The 16,348-nt window shown below is 55.9% G+C and carries 19 protein-coding genes and 1 other annotated feature; of the genes, 8 read left to right on the forward strand and 11 right to left on the reverse strand.

Features of this window, described 5'->3' with window-relative positions; all coding sequences use genetic code 11:
- Positions 1-30: 30 nt before the first annotated feature.
- From hisIE to hisL, 9 genes are all read right to left on the reverse strand, one after another.
- Positions 31-642 (reverse strand): bifunctional phosphoribosyl-AMP cyclohydrolase/phosphoribosyl-ATP diphosphatase HisIE, encoded by a 612-nt coding sequence (gene hisIE, locus AB8818_RS20805; RefSeq protein WP_163329797.1) that lies wholly within the window; start codon positions 640-642, stop codon positions 31-33.
- Positions 636-1,412, reverse strand: a complete 777-nt coding sequence (hisF, locus tag AB8818_RS20810; protein ID WP_116338849.1) for an imidazole glycerol phosphate synthase subunit HisF — start codon at positions 1,410-1,412, stop codon at positions 636-638. The genes hisIE and hisF overlap by 7 nt, the downstream gene beginning before the upstream one ends.
- The gene (hisA, locus tag AB8818_RS20815) at positions 1,394-2,131 is read right to left on the reverse strand and encodes a 1-(5-phosphoribosyl)-5-[(5-phosphoribosylamino)methylideneamino]imidazole-4-carboxamide isomerase (RefSeq protein WP_116338851.1); all 738 of its coding nucleotides are present in this window, start codon (positions 2,129-2,131) and stop codon (positions 1,394-1,396) included. Before hisA ends, hisF begins: the two co-directional genes overlap by 19 nt.
- Positions 2,131-2,721 (reverse strand): imidazole glycerol phosphate synthase subunit HisH, encoded by a 591-nt coding sequence (gene hisH / locus AB8818_RS20820; RefSeq protein ID WP_116338853.1) that lies wholly within the window; start codon positions 2,719-2,721, stop codon positions 2,131-2,133. Before hisH ends, hisA begins: the two co-directional genes overlap by 1 nt.
- Positions 2,721-3,788 (reverse strand): bifunctional histidinol-phosphatase/imidazoleglycerol-phosphate dehydratase HisB, encoded by a 1,068-nt coding sequence (gene hisB, locus AB8818_RS20825; protein WP_192984771.1) that lies wholly within the window; start codon positions 3,786-3,788, stop codon positions 2,721-2,723. The genes hisH and hisB overlap by 1 nt, the downstream gene beginning before the upstream one ends.
- Positions 3,785-4,846, reverse strand: a complete 1,062-nt coding sequence (gene hisC, locus AB8818_RS20830) for a histidinol-phosphate transaminase (protein ID WP_163329800.1) — start codon at positions 4,844-4,846, stop codon at positions 3,785-3,787. Before hisC ends, hisB begins: the two co-directional genes overlap by 4 nt.
- Positions 4,843-6,147, reverse strand: a complete 1,305-nt coding sequence (gene hisD, locus AB8818_RS20835; protein ID WP_192984773.1) for a histidinol dehydrogenase — start codon at positions 6,145-6,147, stop codon at positions 4,843-4,845. The genes hisC and hisD overlap by 4 nt, the downstream gene beginning before the upstream one ends.
- Before the next feature lie 5 nt (positions 6,148-6,152).
- Positions 6,153-7,052, reverse strand: coding sequence for an ATP phosphoribosyltransferase (gene hisG / locus AB8818_RS20840; protein WP_003859492.1), 900 nt, complete (start codon positions 7,050-7,052; stop codon positions 6,153-6,155).
- 45 nt (positions 7,053-7,097) lie between these two features.
- Positions 7,098-7,221, reverse strand: a sequence feature (His leader region).
- Positions 7,197-7,247, reverse strand: coding sequence for a his operon leader peptide (gene hisL, locus AB8818_RS20845; protein ID WP_001364200.1), 51 nt, complete (start codon positions 7,245-7,247; stop codon positions 7,197-7,199). Its footprint overlaps the feature before it by 25 nt.
- Positions 7,248-7,422: 175 nt before the next feature.
- Here hisL and AB8818_RS20850 point away from each other — a divergent pair, with 175 nt between their 5' ends.
- The 4 genes from AB8818_RS20850 to plaP all read left to right on the forward strand — a co-directional run bounded on the left by AB8818_RS20850 (position 7,423) and on the right by plaP (position 10,848).
- Positions 7,423-8,247 (forward strand): SDR family oxidoreductase, encoded by an 825-nt coding sequence (locus AB8818_RS20850; protein WP_116338859.1) that lies wholly within the window; start codon positions 7,423-7,425, stop codon positions 8,245-8,247.
- 41 nt (positions 8,248-8,288) lie between these two features.
- On the forward strand, positions 8,289-9,218 hold the full coding sequence (locus AB8818_RS20855) for a LysR substrate-binding domain-containing protein (protein ID WP_163329803.1): 930 nt from the start codon (positions 8,289-8,291) through the stop codon (positions 9,216-9,218).
- 219 nt (positions 9,219-9,437) lie between these two features.
- On the forward strand, positions 9,438-9,500 hold the full coding sequence (yoeI, locus tag AB8818_RS20860) for a membrane protein YoeI (RefSeq protein WP_099458931.1): 63 nt from the start codon (positions 9,438-9,440) through the stop codon (positions 9,498-9,500).
- Positions 9,490-10,848: a putrescine/proton symporter PlaP gene (plaP, locus tag AB8818_RS20865; protein WP_008499462.1), complete on the forward strand. Its 1,359-nt coding sequence runs from the start codon at positions 9,490-9,492 to the stop codon at positions 10,846-10,848. Before yoeI ends, plaP begins: the two co-directional genes overlap by 11 nt.
- A 63-nt stretch (positions 10,849-10,911) precedes the next feature.
- On the opposite strand, the gene sbcB is transcribed toward plaP, so the two are convergent.
- A complete protein-coding gene (gene sbcB / locus AB8818_RS20870; protein WP_370552289.1) occupies positions 10,912-12,348 on the reverse strand; it encodes an exodeoxyribonuclease I in 1,437 nt (478 codons plus the stop codon).
- Positions 12,349-12,546: 198 nt separating this feature from the next.
- On the opposite strand from sbcB, the gene dacD reads away from it, so the two are divergent.
- The 4 genes from dacD to AB8818_RS20890 all read left to right on the forward strand — a co-directional run bounded on the left by dacD (position 12,547) and on the right by AB8818_RS20890 (position 15,951).
- Positions 12,547-13,713 (forward strand): serine-type D-Ala-D-Ala carboxypeptidase DacD, encoded by a 1,167-nt coding sequence (gene dacD / locus AB8818_RS20875; protein WP_116338865.1) that lies wholly within the window; start codon positions 12,547-12,549, stop codon positions 13,711-13,713.
- Between the two features lie 119 nt (positions 13,714-13,832).
- The gene (sbmC, locus tag AB8818_RS20880) at positions 13,833-14,306 is read left to right on the forward strand and encodes a DNA gyrase inhibitor SbmC (protein ID WP_116338867.1); all 474 of its coding nucleotides are present in this window, start codon (positions 13,833-13,835) and stop codon (positions 14,304-14,306) included.
- Positions 14,307-14,398: 92 nt separating this feature from the next.
- On the forward strand, positions 14,399-15,457 hold the full coding sequence (locus AB8818_RS20885; protein WP_116338869.1) for an FUSC family protein: 1,059 nt from the start codon (positions 14,399-14,401) through the stop codon (positions 15,455-15,457).
- A gap of 158 nt (positions 15,458-15,615) precedes the next feature.
- A complete protein-coding gene (locus tag AB8818_RS20890) occupies positions 15,616-15,951 on the forward strand; it encodes a DUF496 family protein (RefSeq protein ID WP_010432067.1) in 336 nt (111 codons plus the stop codon).
- Between the two features lie 47 nt (positions 15,952-15,998).
- Here the strand turns inward: AB8818_RS20890 and AB8818_RS20895 are convergent, their stop codons facing one another.
- Positions 15,999-16,334 (reverse strand): gamma-glutamylcyclotransferase family protein, encoded by a 336-nt coding sequence (locus AB8818_RS20895; protein ID WP_192984775.1) that lies wholly within the window; start codon positions 16,332-16,334, stop codon positions 15,999-16,001.
- Between the last annotated feature and the right edge of the window lie 14 nt (positions 16,335-16,348).

Genomic DNA, 16,348 nt, shown 5'->3' on the forward strand with positions numbered 1-16,348 from the left:
ATAAAAACCGGGGGAAATCCCCGGTTTTTTTTATTTATGACGCTTTCGAAGATTCTCAATCACCGCCGTCAAATCCAGCTCCTGATCCTGCAGCAGCACCAGCAGGTGATACATCAAGTCAGATGCTTCATTCGTCAACTCTTCCCGGTCATGTACTGTCGCGGCCAGCGCCGTCTCAACGCCTTCTTCTCCCACCTTCTGCGCAATGCGCTTAGTCCCGCTGGCATACAGCTTCGCGGTATAAGAACTCTCAGGATCCGCCGATTTACGCTCCGCCAGCAGTTGCTCCAGCTGATACAGAAACAGCCACTGATGACTCGTCTCGCCGAAGCAGCTGCTGGTGCCCTTATGGCAGGTTGGGCCGATTGGGTTTACCAGCACCAGCAGGGTGTCATTATCGCAGTCTGGCGTCATGCTAACCACGTTCAGGAAGTGCCCCGAGGTTTCCCCTTTGGTCCACAGGCGCTGCTTCGTGCGCGAGAAAAACGTCACTTTGCCGCTGTCGATCGTTTTTGCCAGCGCGTCCTGGTTCATATAACCCAGCATCAGCACTTCGCCCGAGACGGCATGCTGTACAACCACCGGCAGTAATCCGTCAGTTTTTTCCCAGTCCAGCTGCGCCTGTTGTTGCTCTGTTAACATACCCTGATCTCCACGCCCTGGTCGGCCAGGTACGTTTTTAACTCACCAATATTGATAATCTGCTTGTGAAACACGGAGGCGGCAAGGGCACCGTCCACGTTCGCATCGCGGAAGGCTTCCAGGAAATGCTCCATGGTGCCCGCGCCGCCGGAGGCAATCAGCGGAACGTGGCAGACCGCGCGCACTTTTTTTAGCTGCTCGAGGTCATACCCGTTACGCACGCCATCCTGGTTCATCATATTGAGAACAATCTCGCCTGCGCCACGCTTTTGCACTTCCTGCACCCAGTCGAGCGTTTCCCACTGGGTGACGCGGGTACGACTTTCATCGCCGGTGTACTGGTTGACGTGGTACTTGCCCGTTGCGGCGTCATACCAGGTGTCGATTCCAACCACAATACACTGCACGCCAAAGCGATCGGCCAGGCGTGTAATCAACTCTGGCTCGGCCAGAGCAGGGGAGTTGATGGAAATCTTGTCGGCCCCAAAAGAGAGAATTTTGGCAGCGTCGTCAGCGGACTTAATCCCGCCCGCTACGCAGAACGGAATGTCGATCACTTCCGCCACGCGCGCCACCCAGCTTTTGTCGACCACGCGGCCATCGCTGGAAGCGGTGATATCATAAAAGACCAGCTCGTCTGCGCCTTCATCGGCATAGCGTTTTGCCAACGGAACGATGTCGCCAATGATTTCGTGGTTGCGGAACTGTACGCCTTTCACGACCTGACCATCGCGTACGTCCAGGCAAGGGATTATCCGTTTTGCCAGCATTGAATCGCCTCCGTCACAGTAAATTTACCTTCCAGCAGGGCCCGGCCCACAATCACACCCTGTACACCTGTACCGCGCAGCGCGGCCACGTCGTCTATATCACCGATACCGCCAGAAGACTGGAACGCAACCTGCGGATAACGCGCGCAGACCTCTTCATACAGCGAGACGTTGGAGCCCGCCAGCGTTCCGTCGCGGGAGATATCCGTGCACAGTACGTGCTTCAGGCCAACGGGCAGATAGATATCGACCAGCTCTTCCAGCGTCACGCCGGAGTTTTCCTGCCAGCCGCTGACGGCAACCTGCTTTTTACCCTGCTCGTCAATGCGCACGTCCAGCGCCAGTACAAGGGCGTCGGCGCCAAAGCGACGGAACCAGCCTTTCACCGTGTCAGGATCTTTCACGGCAGTTGACCCTACCACCACGCGGGCTACGCCAGCGTCCAGCAGCGAGGCGACGTCATCTTCCGTACGCACGCCGCCGCCGACCTGTACGGGCACGTTAACACCAGCAACAAGCTGTTTAAGCAGCGGGATCTGGCGCTTCGCCGGGTCTTTCGCACCCGTTAAATCCACCAGATGCAGCACCAGTGCACCCTGAGCGGCATAATCCTGCAGACGCGGCAGCGGGTCGTTTCCGTAGTCTCGCTGCTGGCCGTAATCGCCCTGGTGGAGACGGACAACCGTGCCGTCAATTAAATCTAAAGCGGGAATAATCATCACATCTCCAGGAAGTTTTTCAGCAGCTGCGCACCCGCGGCACCAGAGCGCTCCGGGTGAAACTGCACGCCGAAGAAATTGTCTTTCTGTACCGCCGCAGTAAACGCCTCGCCATAATTGCACTGGGCGATGGTATTGGCGTTTACGGGCATGGCGTAGCTGTGCACGAAGTAAAAGTACGCGCCGTCTTCGATGCCGCGAAACAACCGGTCGCCCGCTTTGGCGTAAACGCGGTTCCAGCCCATATGCGGCAGAGGCAGACCGTGGTCGGTCATTTTCGGTACGTCTTCGTCAATAATGCCCAGCAGGTCAACGCCGTTGCTCTCTTCGCTGCGGCGGCCCAGGAGCTGCATGCCCAGGCAAATGCCCAGCACCGGCTGGGTACAGGCTTTGATCAGATCGACCAACTCGCGTTCGCGAATCTGATCCATCGCGGCCTGCGCGGTGCCAACGCCCGGCAGGAATAACTTATCGGCGCGCAAGACAACGTCCGGATCGCGGCTTACCACCGGCTCATAGCCGTGGCGCGCAATGGCCGATTTTACGGAGTTGAGGTTGGCGCATCCGGTATCCAGAATCACCACGTTCATTACAGCACTCCTTTTGATGAGGGAAGGGCATCGCCTTCCACGCGGATCGCCTGGCGCAGCGTACGGCCAAAGGCTTTAAACAGGCTCTCCACGCGGTGGTGATCGTTTTTGCCCTTGGTCTTCAGATGCAGCGTCAGGCCCATGGTGTAGGACAATGAACGGAAGAAGTGCTCCACCATTTCGGTGCTGAGATCGCCCACACGCTGGTAGGTGAAATCAGCTTTATATTCCAGGTGCGGACGACCTGAAATGTCCATGGCGCAGCGCGCCAGGCACTCGTCCATCGGCAGGACGAAGCCGAAACGGTTGATGCCGCGCTTGTCGCCGAGCGCCAGCTTCAGGGCTTCACCCAGCGCCAGGCCGGTATCTTCCACTGTGTGGTGATCGTCAATGTAAAGGTCGCCCTTCACCGCTATTTCCATGCGGAAACCGCCGTGGGTGGCAATCTGGTCCAGCATGTGGTCAAAGAAACCGACGCCGGTGTGGATCTTGCTGCCGCCTTCACGGTCCAGCCAGACCTTCACATCAATCTGCGTCTCTTTGGTGTTACGCTCAACGTGGGAATAACGGTCGCGTTTTGTCAGTTGCTCGCCAATCTTTGCCCAGTTAAGGTCGTTACGATCGTAGCGCAGCCCCGGGATGCCCATGTTTTCCGCCAGCGTGATATCGGTAATGCGGTCGCCGATGACGTAGCTGTTGGTTTTATCCAGCGCATCTTCAGCCAGATAGCGCTCAACCAGCTTCACCTTTGGCTTACGGCAGTCGCACTCGTCGGCCGGCATGTGCGGGCAAATCAGCACCTCATCAAACACCACGCCCTGAGAGGTCAGCACCTGCATCATCAGATTATGCGGACCGTCAAAGTCCGCCTGCGGGAAGCTGTCAGTACCCAGACCGTCCTGATTGGTGATCATCACCAGCTTAAATCCGGCTTTCTGTAGCTTAAGTAGCACCGGGATCACGTCCGGTTCAAAAGCCAGTTTGTCGAATCGATCGACCTGAAAATCGGCTGGTGGCTCCGAAATAAGGGTGCCGTCACGATCGATGAAAAGGATCTTCTGGGTCATACTTTCTCCGCTTTCAGGGCGTCAATCACGCGCTGGCTCTCTGCGCGGGTGCCAACGGTAATGCGCAGGCATCCGCTCAGGGAAGGTTGTTTATTCTGGTCTCGTAAGATAATGCCCTGATCCCACAAAGATTTAAATACGGCACTGGAGGCAGTGAAGCGCGCCAGGATATAGTTGGTTTCCGAGTCGAACACCTGCTCCACGCAGGGAATATCCTTCAGGGCTGTCACCAGGTACTGGCGCTCTTCCAGGATCTGCGCCACGCGCTCGCGCATTGCGTTGATCCCCTGAGGCGTCAGCGCCTGTGCCGCAATATCGGCAACCGGCGTCGAGAGCGGGTACGGGGCGATCACTTTCAGCAGCAGGTCGATAACCTCTTTATTCGCCAGCGTGAATCCGCAGCGCAGACCTGCAAGGGCAAAGGCTTTCGACAGCGTGCGCAGCACGACCAGGTGCGGATACTCTTTCAGCCAGCCTGCCAGCGTTGCCTGCGGACAGAACTCAATATAGGCTTCATCCGCGACCACCAGGGCTTTACCGCGCGTCATCTCCAGCAGGGTGCGAATATCCTGCGGGTTGATAATCTGCCCGGTTGGGTTATTTGGGCTGCAGACGAAGACAACCTTCACGCCATCGAGATTGTCGGCAATGCCCTGCAAATCGAGCTGCCAGTTCTCCAGCGCCTGCACGTTGCGGCACGCCACGCCGAAGGTTTCGGCGCTGACGCTGTACATGCCGTAAGTAGGCTGGCAGTACATCACCGCGTCTTTGCCCGGCTCGCAGAACGCGCGGATCAGCAGCTCAATGCCCTCATCCGCGCCGCGGCTGACCAGCACCTGCTCCGGCTTCACGCCCGCGTACTGCGCGTAGTTTTCGATAACCGCCTTCGGCTGACACTCCGGATAGCGGTTCAGCGTCTGCTGCGACAGCTCAAACTGCACCGCAGTCGGGAATTCGTTGGCGTTCAGCCAGACGTCCCCGTTTCCGCCCAGACGACGCGCAGACTGGTAAGGCGTCAGGCGACGGACATTTTCGCGGGCTAACTCTTCAATGTTCATGCTTGCTCCTTCAGGGCTGCAACGCGCAGCGTCACGGCATTTTTGTGGGCGGTCAGTCGCTCGGCGGTGGCCAGGGTTTCAATAGTAGAAGCCAGCGAGGCAAACCCTTCGCGGGAGAGTTCCTGCACGGTCATGCGTTTCTGGAAATCCGCCAGGCCAAGGCTGGAGCAGGTAGAGGTATAGCCGTACGTCGGCAGCACGTGGTTAGTGCCGGAGGCGTAATCCCCCGCGGATTCCGGTGACCAGTCGCCGAGGAACACCGAGCCGGCGCTGGTGATGCTGTCGACCAGATCGCGCGCGCTGCGGGTCTGAATAATCAGGTGCTCCGGGCCGTACTGGTTGGAAATGGCAATGCACTGCGCCAGATCGCGCGCCACAATCAGGCGGCTGGCCGCGAGCGCCTGGCGTGCCGTGTCGGCGCGGGGCAGGTCGGCAAGCTGGCGCTCGACGGCTTCACCCACGCGTTTCGCCATATCGGCATCCGGCGTCAGCAGGATCACCTGCGAGTCCGGGCCGTGTTCCGCCTGTGAAAGCAGGTCGGAGGCCACGAAGTCAGGCGTTGCGCCGCTGTCGGCAATGACCAGCACTTCAGACGGACCGGCAGGCATATCGATGGCCGCGCCGTCCAGACGCTGGCTGACCTGGCGCTTGGCTTCGGTCACGTACGCATTGCCAGGGCCAAAGATTTTGTCGACCTTCGGAATGGATTCAGTCCCGAATGCCAGGGCAGAAATCGCCTGTGCACCGCCCACTTTATAGATCGCCTGCACCCCGCACAGCTTCGCCGCATAAAGGATTTCGTCGGCAATGGGTGGTGGTGAGCAAAGCACCACTTTCTGGCATCCGGCGATACGCGCCGGCGTGGCGAGCATTAATACGGTCGAGAACAGCGGCGCTGAACCGCCGGGGATATATAGCCCCACTGATGCAACCGGGCGCGTGACCTGCTGGCAACGCACGCCGGGCAGGGTTTCGACATCCACGGTCTGTAGCTTTTGCGCGGTGTGGAAGGTATCAATATTTTTCACCGCGACGGCCATCGCCTGTTTGATGTCGTCACCCAGACGGTTGCTGGCGTCAATTATTTCCTGCTCGGTTACCCGTAATGCGCCGACTTCCGTCTTATCAAATTTTGCACTGTATTCACGCAGCGCGTCATCGCCACGGGCTTTGACGTTGTCCAGGATCTCCGCCACGGTGCGTGAGATGCTTTCTGAGGCGGAAATTGCCGGGCGCATCAGCAGCTCGCGCTGCTGTGCGTCGCTACAGGTATTCCAGTCGATGATTGTGTTAAAGCTCATGGCCATTACTCCATCATCTTCTCAATAGGCAGCACCAGAATGGAGCTTGCGCCCAGCGCCTTCAGTTTTTCCATGGTTTCCCAGAACAGGGTTTCGCTGCTCACCATGTGCATCGCCACGCGCTGCTGATCGCCTGCCAGCGGCAGGATGGTTGGGCGCTCAGCGCCCGGTAGCAGAGCAATGACCTCTTCCAGACGTTCGGTTGGGGCGTGCATCATGATGTATTTGGATTCGCGCGCCTGAATGACGCCCTGAATGCGGGTCAGCAGTTTGTCGATCAGCTGCTGCTTGGCGTCGGCCATCTCGCCATCGCGCTGAATCAGGCACGCTTTAGAGCGGTAGATCACTTCCACTTCGCGCAAACCGTTCGCTTCCAGCGTCGCGCCGGTAGAGACGAGGTCACAGATGGCGTCTGCCAGACCCGCGCGCGGTGCCACTTCAACGGAGCCGTTCAGCAGGCAGGACTTAAACTGCACGCCTTTCTGGTCGAGATAGCGCTTCAACAGGTGAGGATAGGAGGTGGCGATACGTTTGCCGTTCAGCGCGGCCGGGCCGTCCCACGCTTCATCAACCGGTGTTGCCAGCGACAGGCGGCAGCCGCCGAAGTCCAGACGACGCAGGGTGAAGTAACGCGGATCTTCGCCCTGCGCGCGGCGGGTCAGCAGCTCTTCTTCCAGCACGTTTTCACCGATGATGCCGAGGTCAACGACACCATCCATGACCAGGCCGGGAATATCGTCATCACGCACGCGCAGAATGTCGATGGGCATGTTTTCAGCCAGAGCAATCAGGCGCTGGGTGTGCAGGTTAATTTTAATCCCGCAGCGGGCCAGCAGTTCGCGTGAGTCGTCGCTCAAACGGCCTGATTTTTGAATAGCTATGCGTAAGCGTGAGTTATCTAACATTCTTTATTCCTCGTTAACCTGTTTTAACCTGTCTGAATTCGGTCCAAAAAAAAGCCCCCGGAAGAAGATCTTCCGGGGGCTTTTTCATGCGTTCATGCACCACTGGAAGATCCAAACGTCTTCCAGCACACATCGCCTGAAAGACTAGTCAGGATGATGGTGATGATGGTGGTGTTTAAATTGAACGCGTGTCATATAAATTCTCGATGAATGCTTATTCATTTGATGTCTTTTAACCTAAACCAGTTGTACGACATATTGCAAGGGCTTTTTTTGATCATTAATTCATTTCATATTGATGCTATGAATTGTGTGTTCTGCCGGGCTGGCGTAGCCTTATGAAAGACGAGTGAGAGTCAGGAGAATTCGCATGAAAAAGGTCGCGATTGTCGGTTTAGGATGGCTGGGAATGCCGCTGGCGATGTCATTAGCCGCGAAAGGCTGGCAGGTGACCGGGAGCAAGACCACCCGAGACGGGGTCGAAGCGGCGCGAATGTGCGGTATTGATGGCGTTGAACTGCGTCTGGAACCGGAACTGGTGTGTGATGCGGACGATTTGGACACGTTGATGAACGTGGATGCGCTGGTGATAACGCTACCCGCGCGGCGCAGTGGCCCGGGTGAATCATTTTATCTGCAGGCGATGCAGGAGATTGTCGACAGCGCGCTGGCGCATCACGTTCCGCGCATTATTTTTACCAGCTCGACGTCGGTCTATGGCGATGCTGAGGGCGTAGTGAAAGAGGGTTCCGAGCGCCGTCCCGTTACCGCGAGCGGTCAGGTCCTGAAAGAGCTGGAAGACTGGCTGCATAATCTTCCCGGCACGCAGGTCGATATCGTTCGTCTGGCGGGGCTGGTGGGCCCTGGTCGCCATCCGGGACGCTTCTTCGCCGGAAAGACGGCGCCCGACGGTCAGCATGGCGTGAATCTTGTCCATCTGGAGGATGTTATTGGCGCGATTGAGCTACTCTTACAGGCTCCAAAAGGCGGACACATCTATAATATATGTGCACCGTCTCATCCGGCGCGCAGCACGTTTTACCCGCTGATGGCACGTCAGCTGGGCCTGGCGGCGCCGGTTTTCGGTGAGGCAAAGGATGACAGTAAAGGCAAAATTGTTGATGGCAATCGCATTTGTCATGAGCTGGGGTTTGAGTATCAGTATCCCGATCCGCTGGTGATGCCCATGGAATAAGTCCCGCAGCGGAGACAATCGCACACCAGAAGGGGGCGAGCATGAAACCGCTGCTGGATGTTCTTATTATTCTGGATGCACTGGAAAAAGAGGGAAGCTTTGCGGCAGCCTCGGCAAAGCTCTACAAAACCCCTTCGGCGTTGAGCTACACCGTTCAAAAACTGGAAAGCGATCTCAATATCCAGATCCTCGATCGCACCGGGCACCGCGCCCGTTTTACCCGCACCGGACAGATGCTGCTGGAAAAAGGCCGTGACGTTCTGCATACCGTTCGCGAGCTGGAAAAGCAGGCCGTCAAGCTCCATCAGGGATGGGAGAACGAGCTGGTGATTGGCGTGGATGACACCTTTCCATTTTCTCTCCTGACGCCGCTGATTGAAACGTTTTACCAGCATCACAGCGTCACCAGGCTGATTTTCATCAACGGCGTGCTGGGCGGTTCCTGGGATGCCTTAACGCAGGGCAGGGCGGACATTTTTGTCGGTGCACTGCATGAGCCTCCTCAGCTGAGCGAATTTGGTTTTGCCCGTCTCGGCGTGCTGGAGCAGGTATTTGCCGTGGCGCCCCATCATCCGCTGGCTCAGGAACCTGAGCCTCTTAACCGTCGCGTCATAAAGGGCTACCGCGCGATTGTCGTGGGGGACAGCTCGCGCGCGGAATGTGCGGTTTCCTCGCAATTGCTGGATGAGCAGGAGGCCATCACCGTTTTTGACTTTAAAACCAAGCTGGAACTGCAAATTAGCGGTCTGGGCTGTGGCTATTTACCCCGCTATCTGGCGCAGCGCTTTATTGACAGCGGTGCGCTTGTTGAAAAACAGGTACTTGCTCAAAGCAGTAACGAGTCGGTATGGGTGGGCTGGAACGAACAAACCGCCGGGCTGGCCAGCGCCTGGTGGCGGGACGAAATTTTAGCAAATAGTGCTATCGCCGACGTTTACTCTCAGGGTAGCGTCGAGAAATCAGCCAGTTAGCAAAAAGAAAATTACCCGGTGCGTTGCAAAGTATTGCCTTTTGTATCCGATGTGGGGCAAAATGCCGCCGCTGCAACCAAATGAATAATCGACGATATAAAAGGCGTCGGTTATTTTTTTTTGCATGTACGAAACGAAACTAAAAACCAAGAGGCCGGGCTTCGTACCGGATAGATATTTACTAAAATCCGACAGTTGTTGTCGCTGAGGAAGAAAGAAATGGGGCAATTTTTCGCTTACGTGGCGGTTATCACCGTAAAGGAGAATAACTATGTCGCATAACGCAACTCCAAACACCTCTCGCGTGGAATTACGTAAAACGCTTACGTTGATTCCGGTTGTTATGATGGGCCTGGCCTATATGCAACCGATGACGCTGTTCGATACATTCGGTATCGTATCAGGCCTCACAGACGGTCATGTGCCGACGGCATACGGCTTCGCGCTGATTGCGATCCTGTTCACCGCGCTGAGCTACGGTAAACTGGTGCGTCGCTATCCGTCTGCCGGTTCCGCCTACACCTATGCCCAGAAATCCATCAGCCCGACGGTTGGCTTTATGGTGGGCTGGTCGTCGCTGCTCGACTATCTGTTCGCGCCGATGATCAACATTCTGCTGGCAAAAATTTATTTTGAAGCGCTGGTGCCGTCGATTCCCTCCTGGATGTTCGTCGTGGCGCTGGTAGCCTTTATGACTGCCTTTAACCTGCGCAGCATCAAGTCCGTTGCCAACTTTAACTCCGTAATTGTCGTGCTTCAGGTTGTCCTGATTGCCGTTATTCTTGGCATGGTCATTTACGGCGTGTTCCATGGCGAAGGCGCGGGCACACTGGCGAGCAGCAAGCCGTTCTGGTCTGGTGATGCCCATGTGATCCCAATGATTACCGGGGCAACCATTCTGTGCTTCTCCTTTACCGGTTTTGATGGGATCAGCAACCTGTCTGAAGAAACCAAAGATGCAGAGCGCGTGATTCCGCGTGCTATTTTCCTGACGGCGCTGATTGGCGGTCTGATCTTTATTTTCTCGACCTATTTCCTGCAGCTGTACTTCCCGGATATCTCTCGCTTCAAGGATCCGGATGCATCTCAGCCGGAAATTATGCTGTATGTGGCGGGTAAAGCGTTCCAGGTCGGCGCGCTGATCTTCTCCACCATCACCGTACTGGCGTCCGGTATGGCCGCGCATGCAGGCGTTGCGCGTCTGATGTACGTAATGGGCCGCGATGGCGTATTCCCGAAAAGCTTCTTCGGTTATGTTCATCCAACATGGCGTACCCCGGCGATGAACATCATCCTGGTCGGTGCTATTGCGCTGCTGGCGATTAACTTTGACCTGGTGATGGCAACGGCGCTGATTAACTTCGGTGCGCTGGTGGCGTTCACCTTTGTTAACCTGTCGGTTATCTCTCAGTTCTGGATCCGTGAAAAGCGTAACAAGACGCTGAAAGATCACTTCCAGTATCTGTTCCTGCCGATGTGCGGTGCCCTGACCGTGGGCGCGCTGTGGGTTAACCTGGAAGAGAGTTCAATGGTGCTTGGCCTGATTTGGGCTGGTATCGGTCTGGTTTACCTGGCTTGCGTCACGAAGAGCTTCCGTAACCCGGTTCCTCAGTACGAAGACGTCGCGTAAGCGCAGCGCCAACGGGCGAAAAAAACCGGAGTTCAAAGGCTCCGGTTTTTTTATATCTGAATTTCACACTATCTCTTGCGCGTACTGGAACAACGCTTTCAGCAGCGTCTGCTTCTCTGTATTCCCTTCGTACTGGCCGTAAAGCATCTCCAGCTCCTGCGCGTAGCTGTGCAGATATTCTGGCGTAAACACGTTACGACGATGCTGCAGCCAGCGCGCCTGTTCTGCTTCGTCCAGCGTGCCGGGATAGTTGCGCGCCCGGTAATTAAACATCAGCTTTTCGATGCGCTTATCGGCGAAGGTGATGTCCAGCGCCGGTAAATTACGCGGCTCGGTTTGCAGAACAATATTCATGGCGGCTCGGTCGGCATCACTGAATAAGCCGTTGTAGAGCTGGGCGTCCACGTTTTCGGACGGCACGAACGGCTCCGCCTCGGCAAAAATAGCGACCACTTTCTCGCGCACCTGTGGGTTATCGCGCAGCACTTTCAGGTTATCCAGACAGTGCTGACGGTTGATGCCCAGCCTGTCGGCATCTTCCGGACGCAGCGTATTCGCCTGCGCCAGCACCGGACATTTATTGATATGCACCAGTTTGACCGGCACCGCAGGCAGGTCCCCGAGTTCATTTTTCGGGGTGTAAAGCCGTTCGCGCAGGGTATCGCTGTCAAGCTCCAGCAGCGGCGAAATATCCCCCGCCAAATCCACCATGATGACCGCATTTCGGTTATCCGGGTGCCAGGCCAGCGGGGCAACCCAGCTGGTATTGCCGCGCCATGCGCCAAACATGCCGGAGATATGCACCAGGGGCTTCATCTGCGGTACGTCGATAAGGGTCATGAGCTTCTGCTTGCCGCGGTGGCTAAGCAGATATTCAAACAGCCGGGGCTGCGCAGTTTTCACCAGCTTCGCCATGGCAATGGTGGCATAGACATCCGCCATCGCATCGTGGGCATTACTGTGCTCGATGCCGTTGGCGCGCGTCAGGTGCTCCAGCCGGAAGCTCGTCAGCCCTTCCTCATTTTCCGGCCAGTTAATGCCTTCAGGACGCAGGGCATAACAGGCGCGCATAATGTCGAGCAGATCCCAGCGTGAATTGCGGTTCTGCCAGCTCCAGGCGTACGGATCGTAGAAGTTTCGATAGAAGATGTTGCGCGTCACTTCATCGTCAAAACGGATGTTGTTGTAGCCAACCACGCAGGTATTGGGAACGGTAAACAGATCGTGGATGCGGCGGGCGAACTCTGCTTCGTTAACGCCTTTTTCCCGGGCTTCCTGCGGTGTGATCCCGGTGACCATCACCGCGCCGGGCTGCGGCAGGTAGTCATCAGCCGGTTTGCAGTAAAAGACCTCGGGCTCGCCAATGATGTTGAATTCGTCGTCGGTACGGATGGCGGCAAATTGCGCCGGTCTGTCCAGCGCCGGATGCGTGCCAAAGGTTTCGTAGTCGTGGAATAAAAAAGTCGGGCGTGCGGCAGAGTCAGACACCAGTAATACCATCCTGTTAAAAAATGACGCCACTATGGTAAACGATCGCGCGGGTCAGACCGAATAAAAAGCGCCGGCATGGCGTAAATTTGCGAGGGAACTTCAGCGGAAAACCTGCGTTCTGTCACATTTTTTTGCAATTAAGCCAGGTAACGACATCAGAACTCCCGTAAAAAGGTCATCGATTTTTAATGACCTGAGGATATACCGTTGAAACGCCGTCTGTTTATTGCTGTTTCTTTACTCGCTTCGAGTGTCTCATCTGCTTTTGCGGCTGAGCCACTGGATTTTTCGCCGCAGCCTCCAGCCATTCAGGCGGGATCCTGGGTGCTGATGGACTACACGACTGGTCAAATTTTAACGGCGGGCAACGAACATCAACAACGTAATCCGGCGAGCCTCACTAAGCTAATGACGGGCTATGTAGTCGATCGGGCCATTGACAGCCACCGTATTACGCCGGATGACATTGTTACCGTAGGGCGTGACGCGTGGGCCAAAGGCAACCCGGTTTTTGACGGCTCGTCGCTGATGTTCCTGAAAGAGGGCGATCGCGTCTCCGTGCGTGACTTAAGCCGCGGTCTGATTGTCGATTCCGGCAACGATGCCTGCGTGGCGCTGGCCGACCACGTGGCGGGCGGGCAGCCGCAGTTTGTGAAGATGATGAACGACTACGTGCAAAAGCTGAACCTGCGCGATACGCACTTTGAAACCGTCCACGGGCTGGATGCGCCAGGGCAGCACAGTTCCGCTTACGATCTGGCCGTGCTCTCCCGGGCTATCATTCACGGTGAGCCTGATTTTTACCATATGTACAGCGAAAAGAGCCTCACCTGGAACGGGATCACTCAGCAGAACCGTAACGGCCTGCTGTGGGATAAAACCATGAACGTGGACGGCCTGAAAACGGGGCACACCTCGGGCGCGGGCTTTAACCTGATTGCGTCTGCCGTTGACGGACAGCGTCGTTTAATCGCGGTGGTGATGGGGGCCGACAGCCCCAAAGGGCGCGAAGACCAGGCGCGTAAGCTTCTGCACTGGGGACAGCAGAACTTCGATACGGTGCAGATCCTGCATAATGGTAAAAAAGTGGGGACAGAGCGTATCTGGTACGGCGATAAAGAACAGATAAATCTGGGGACGGATCAGGACTTCTGGCTGGCGTTACCGAAAGCGGAAGTGCAGAACATCAAGGCTAAATACGTTCTGGATAAAAAAGAGCTGGAAGCGCCGATTGCCGCGCATCAACGGGTCGGGGAGATCCAGCTCTACGATCGCGACAAGGTCGTGGCGCACTGGCCGTTGGTCACTCTGGAAGCCGTTGATAAGGGAGGCGTATTCTCACGCCTGAGCGATTATCTGCACCACACGCTTTAACCGCTGATGGGCAGACTGGCAGGGTTGCGAGTCTGCTCACATAATAAACACTCCTCGTTTGCCGATAATAGTAATCCAGCTTTATAGTGTATAAATATACAGTAATAAACGGAGGCAGCATGGACTACAGCATCAAGCAGCAACAGAAACGTAAGATTGCGGGTTTTCATCTTGTTGGGCCGTGGGAAAAAACGGTTAAGCAGGGCTTTGAACAGCTGGTTATGTGGGTGGACGGGCGTCACATTGAGCCGCTGGAATGGGTTGCGGTCTACTACGATAACCCCGATGAGGTCCCGGCAGAAAAACTGCGCTGCGATACGGCCGTTACGGTACCGGATGATTTCGTTATCCCGGAAAACAGCGAAGGCGTCATGATGACGGAAATCGCTGGCGGGGATTACGCCGTAGCGACGGCGCGCGTGGAAAACTACGACTTTGCGACGCCGTGGTATCAGTTCTTCAATTCTTTATTGCAGGACAGTAAATACCAGATGGCGCTCAAACCCTGCTTCGAACGCTATCTTAACGACGGCAATGCGGACGGCTATTGGGACATTGAAATGTATATCGCGGTAGAGCACAAAACGGTTTAAGCCTGCAATATGAAGGGTTTTTCAGCCGGGTGCGATCCGCCCGGCTGAAAACACAGTACAATTGTGATTTGCCGTGTTGCTGGAGAGCGGGTGTGCGTCCCGACAAATCATTAACCCCATTTGAAATTCGCTTGTACAAACATTACCGCGTGGTGCACGGGAGTCGCATCGCGCTGGCTTTCGTATTGACCTTTGTACTGGTCCGGTTGCTGGATGTACCGGAGGGAACGTGGCCACTGATCACGCTGGTGGTGGTGATGGGGCCTATCTCATTCTGGGGGAACGTTGTTCCTCGCGCCTTCGAGCGGATAGGCGGTACCGTTCTTGGATCTGCCCTGGGGCTTATTGCCCTGAAGCTGGAACTCATCTCCTTTCCCGTGATGCTGGCGTGGTGCGGTGCTGCCATGTTCCTCTGCGGCTGGCTGGCGTTGGGCAAGCGGCCTTATCAGGCGCTGCTGATTGGTATTACTCTCGCGGTGGTTGTCGGTGCGCCCGCCGGGGATATGACCACGGCGCTGTGGCGAAGCGGGGATGTCATCCTGGGGTCACTGCTGGCCATGCTCTTCACTGGTATCTGGCCGCAGCGTGCTTTTCTGCACTGGCGTATTCAGATGGCTAACTACGTCACCGCCTTTAACCGCGTCTATCAGGCCGGTTTTTCCCCGAATCTGGTTGAGCGTCCCCGGCTGGAAAAACATCTGCAAACGATCCTCAACGACGTGGTTAAAATGCGCGGCCTGATCGCGCCCGCCAGCAAAGAAACCCATATTCAGAAAGCGATTTTCGAAGCCATCCAGACGGTAAGCCGCAATCTGGTCTGCATGCTTGAACTGCAAATCAATGCCCACTGGGCCTCGCGTCCAAGCCATCTGCTGATGCTTAACGCGCAGACCCTCAAAGAGACCCAGCAGATGACGCAGCAAACGCTGTTGACCATCGCTCATGCGCTCTATGAAGGGAACCCGCAGCCGATACTGGCCAACAGCGAGCGGCTGAATGAGATCGTCGCGGAGCTGAAGCAGTTAATCAATGAACGCCAGGGCGATAACGTGGCGGAAACGCCTATTCATGGCTACGTCTGGCTGAGCCTGGAACTGGCGCGGCAGCTTGAGCTGTTATCGCACCTTATTTGCCGCGCGCTGCGCAAATAAAAGGCGTATGTGACGGCTGCTGCTTCGATTCAGCAGCAATTGGGGTTATGATAGCTTTAAACGATATACTCATTGTCATTCGCAGCCGCTGTCAGTAAGGTTATTGTTACAACGGTTGCTTTAACGAATCCGAATCTCACATTATCAGGGGTGTAAAAATGGAAACTACCAAGCCTTCGTTCCAGGATGTTCTGGAATTCGTCCGCCTGTTCCGCCGCAAAAACAAGCTGCAGCGTGAAATCCAGGACGTTGAGAAGAAGATCCGTGACAACCAGAAACGTGTTCTGCTGCTCGATAACCTGAGCGACTACATCAAGCCAGGCATGAGCGTTGAAGCTATTCAGGGCATCATCGCCAGCATGAAGAGCGACTATGAAGACCGCGTTGATGACTACATCATCAAAAACGCTGAGCTGTCCAAAGAGCGTCGCGACATCTCCAAGAAGCTGAAAGTGATGGGCGAAATTAAAAACGCCGAAGCAAAAAGCGAGTAATCGCAGAGGATAGTGAAAAAGGCTCTCTGGTGACAGAGAGCCTTTTTTTATGATTCAGAGCGCGGCTGTAGCTGATAAATCCAGGCCTTAACCTGCCCACCTTTAAGGGTGGTCACTGTGACCTCAACCCGGTCATAGCCGTCTTCAAATTCATCGAGCATCTGCCAGTGTGCGGGAAGGTTATCAGAGATAAACAGATAGCCTTCGACACACGGTCCATCGGGGTGGAGGATAATCCCCGGGAAGTCCGCCGCCGCACCCCAGCCGCGTTCGTAAAACGTACCGGATACGGAACCGGCCAGCCATTCGCCGCCGATGTTTTCAAGAATATGCGCATTAGCGTGGCCCGGGCGCAGCGTGCCGTAGACAAACAGAGCGTTCATTTTCCTTTATCCGC

Origin of the sequence: Enterobacter sp. KB-280D8, assembly GCF_041399405.1 — a bacterium.
In the GTDB taxonomy this organism is placed as follows: domain Bacteria; phylum Pseudomonadota; class Gammaproteobacteria; order Enterobacterales; family Enterobacteriaceae; genus Enterobacter; species Enterobacter cloacae_N.

Bases quoted from the DNA above. Each gene is read 5' to 3' on its own strand.
- hisIE (WP_163329797.1), bottom strand. From the start codon at position 642: ATGTTAACAGAGCAACAACAGGCGCAGCTGGACTGGGAAAAAACTGAC.
- hisF (WP_116338849.1), bottom strand. From the start codon at position 1,412: ATGCTGGCAAAACGGATAATCCCTTGCCTGGACGTACGCGATGGTCAG.
- hisA (WP_116338851.1), bottom strand. From the start codon at position 2,131: ATGATTATTCCCGCTTTAGATTTAATTGACGGCACGGTTGTCCGTCTC.
- hisH (WP_116338853.1), bottom strand. From the start codon at position 2,721: ATGAACGTGGTGATTCTGGATACCGGATGCGCCAACCTCAACTCCGTA.
- hisB (WP_192984771.1), bottom strand. From the start codon at position 3,788: ATGACCCAGAAGATCCTTTTCATCGATCGTGACGGCACCCTTATTTCG.
- hisC (WP_163329800.1), bottom strand. From the start codon at position 4,846: ATGAACATTGAAGAGTTAGCCCGCGAAAATGTCCGTCGCCTGACGCCT.
- hisD (WP_192984773.1), bottom strand. From the start codon at position 6,147: ATGAGCTTTAACACAATCATCGACTGGAATACCTGTAGCGACGCACAG.
- hisG (WP_003859492.1), bottom strand. From the start codon at position 7,052: ATGTTAGATAACTCACGCTTACGCATAGCTATTCAAAAATCAGGCCGT.
- AB8818_RS20850 (WP_116338859.1), top strand. From the start codon at position 7,423: ATGAAAAAGGTCGCGATTGTCGGTTTAGGATGGCTGGGAATGCCGCTG.
- AB8818_RS20855 (WP_163329803.1), top strand. From the start codon at position 8,289: ATGAAACCGCTGCTGGATGTTCTTATTATTCTGGATGCACTGGAAAAA.
- plaP (WP_008499462.1), top strand. From the start codon at position 9,490: ATGTCGCATAACGCAACTCCAAACACCTCTCGCGTGGAATTACGTAAA.
- sbcB (WP_370552289.1), bottom strand. From the start codon at position 12,348: ATGGTATTACTGGTGTCTGACTCTGCCGCACGCCCGACTTTTTTATTC.
- sbmC (WP_116338867.1), top strand. From the start codon at position 13,833: ATGGACTACAGCATCAAGCAGCAACAGAAACGTAAGATTGCGGGTTTT.
- AB8818_RS20890 (WP_010432067.1), top strand. From the start codon at position 15,616: ATGGAAACTACCAAGCCTTCGTTCCAGGATGTTCTGGAATTCGTCCGC.
- AB8818_RS20895 (WP_192984775.1), bottom strand. From the start codon at position 16,334: ATGAACGCTCTGTTTGTCTACGGCACGCTGCGCCCGGGCCACGCTAAT.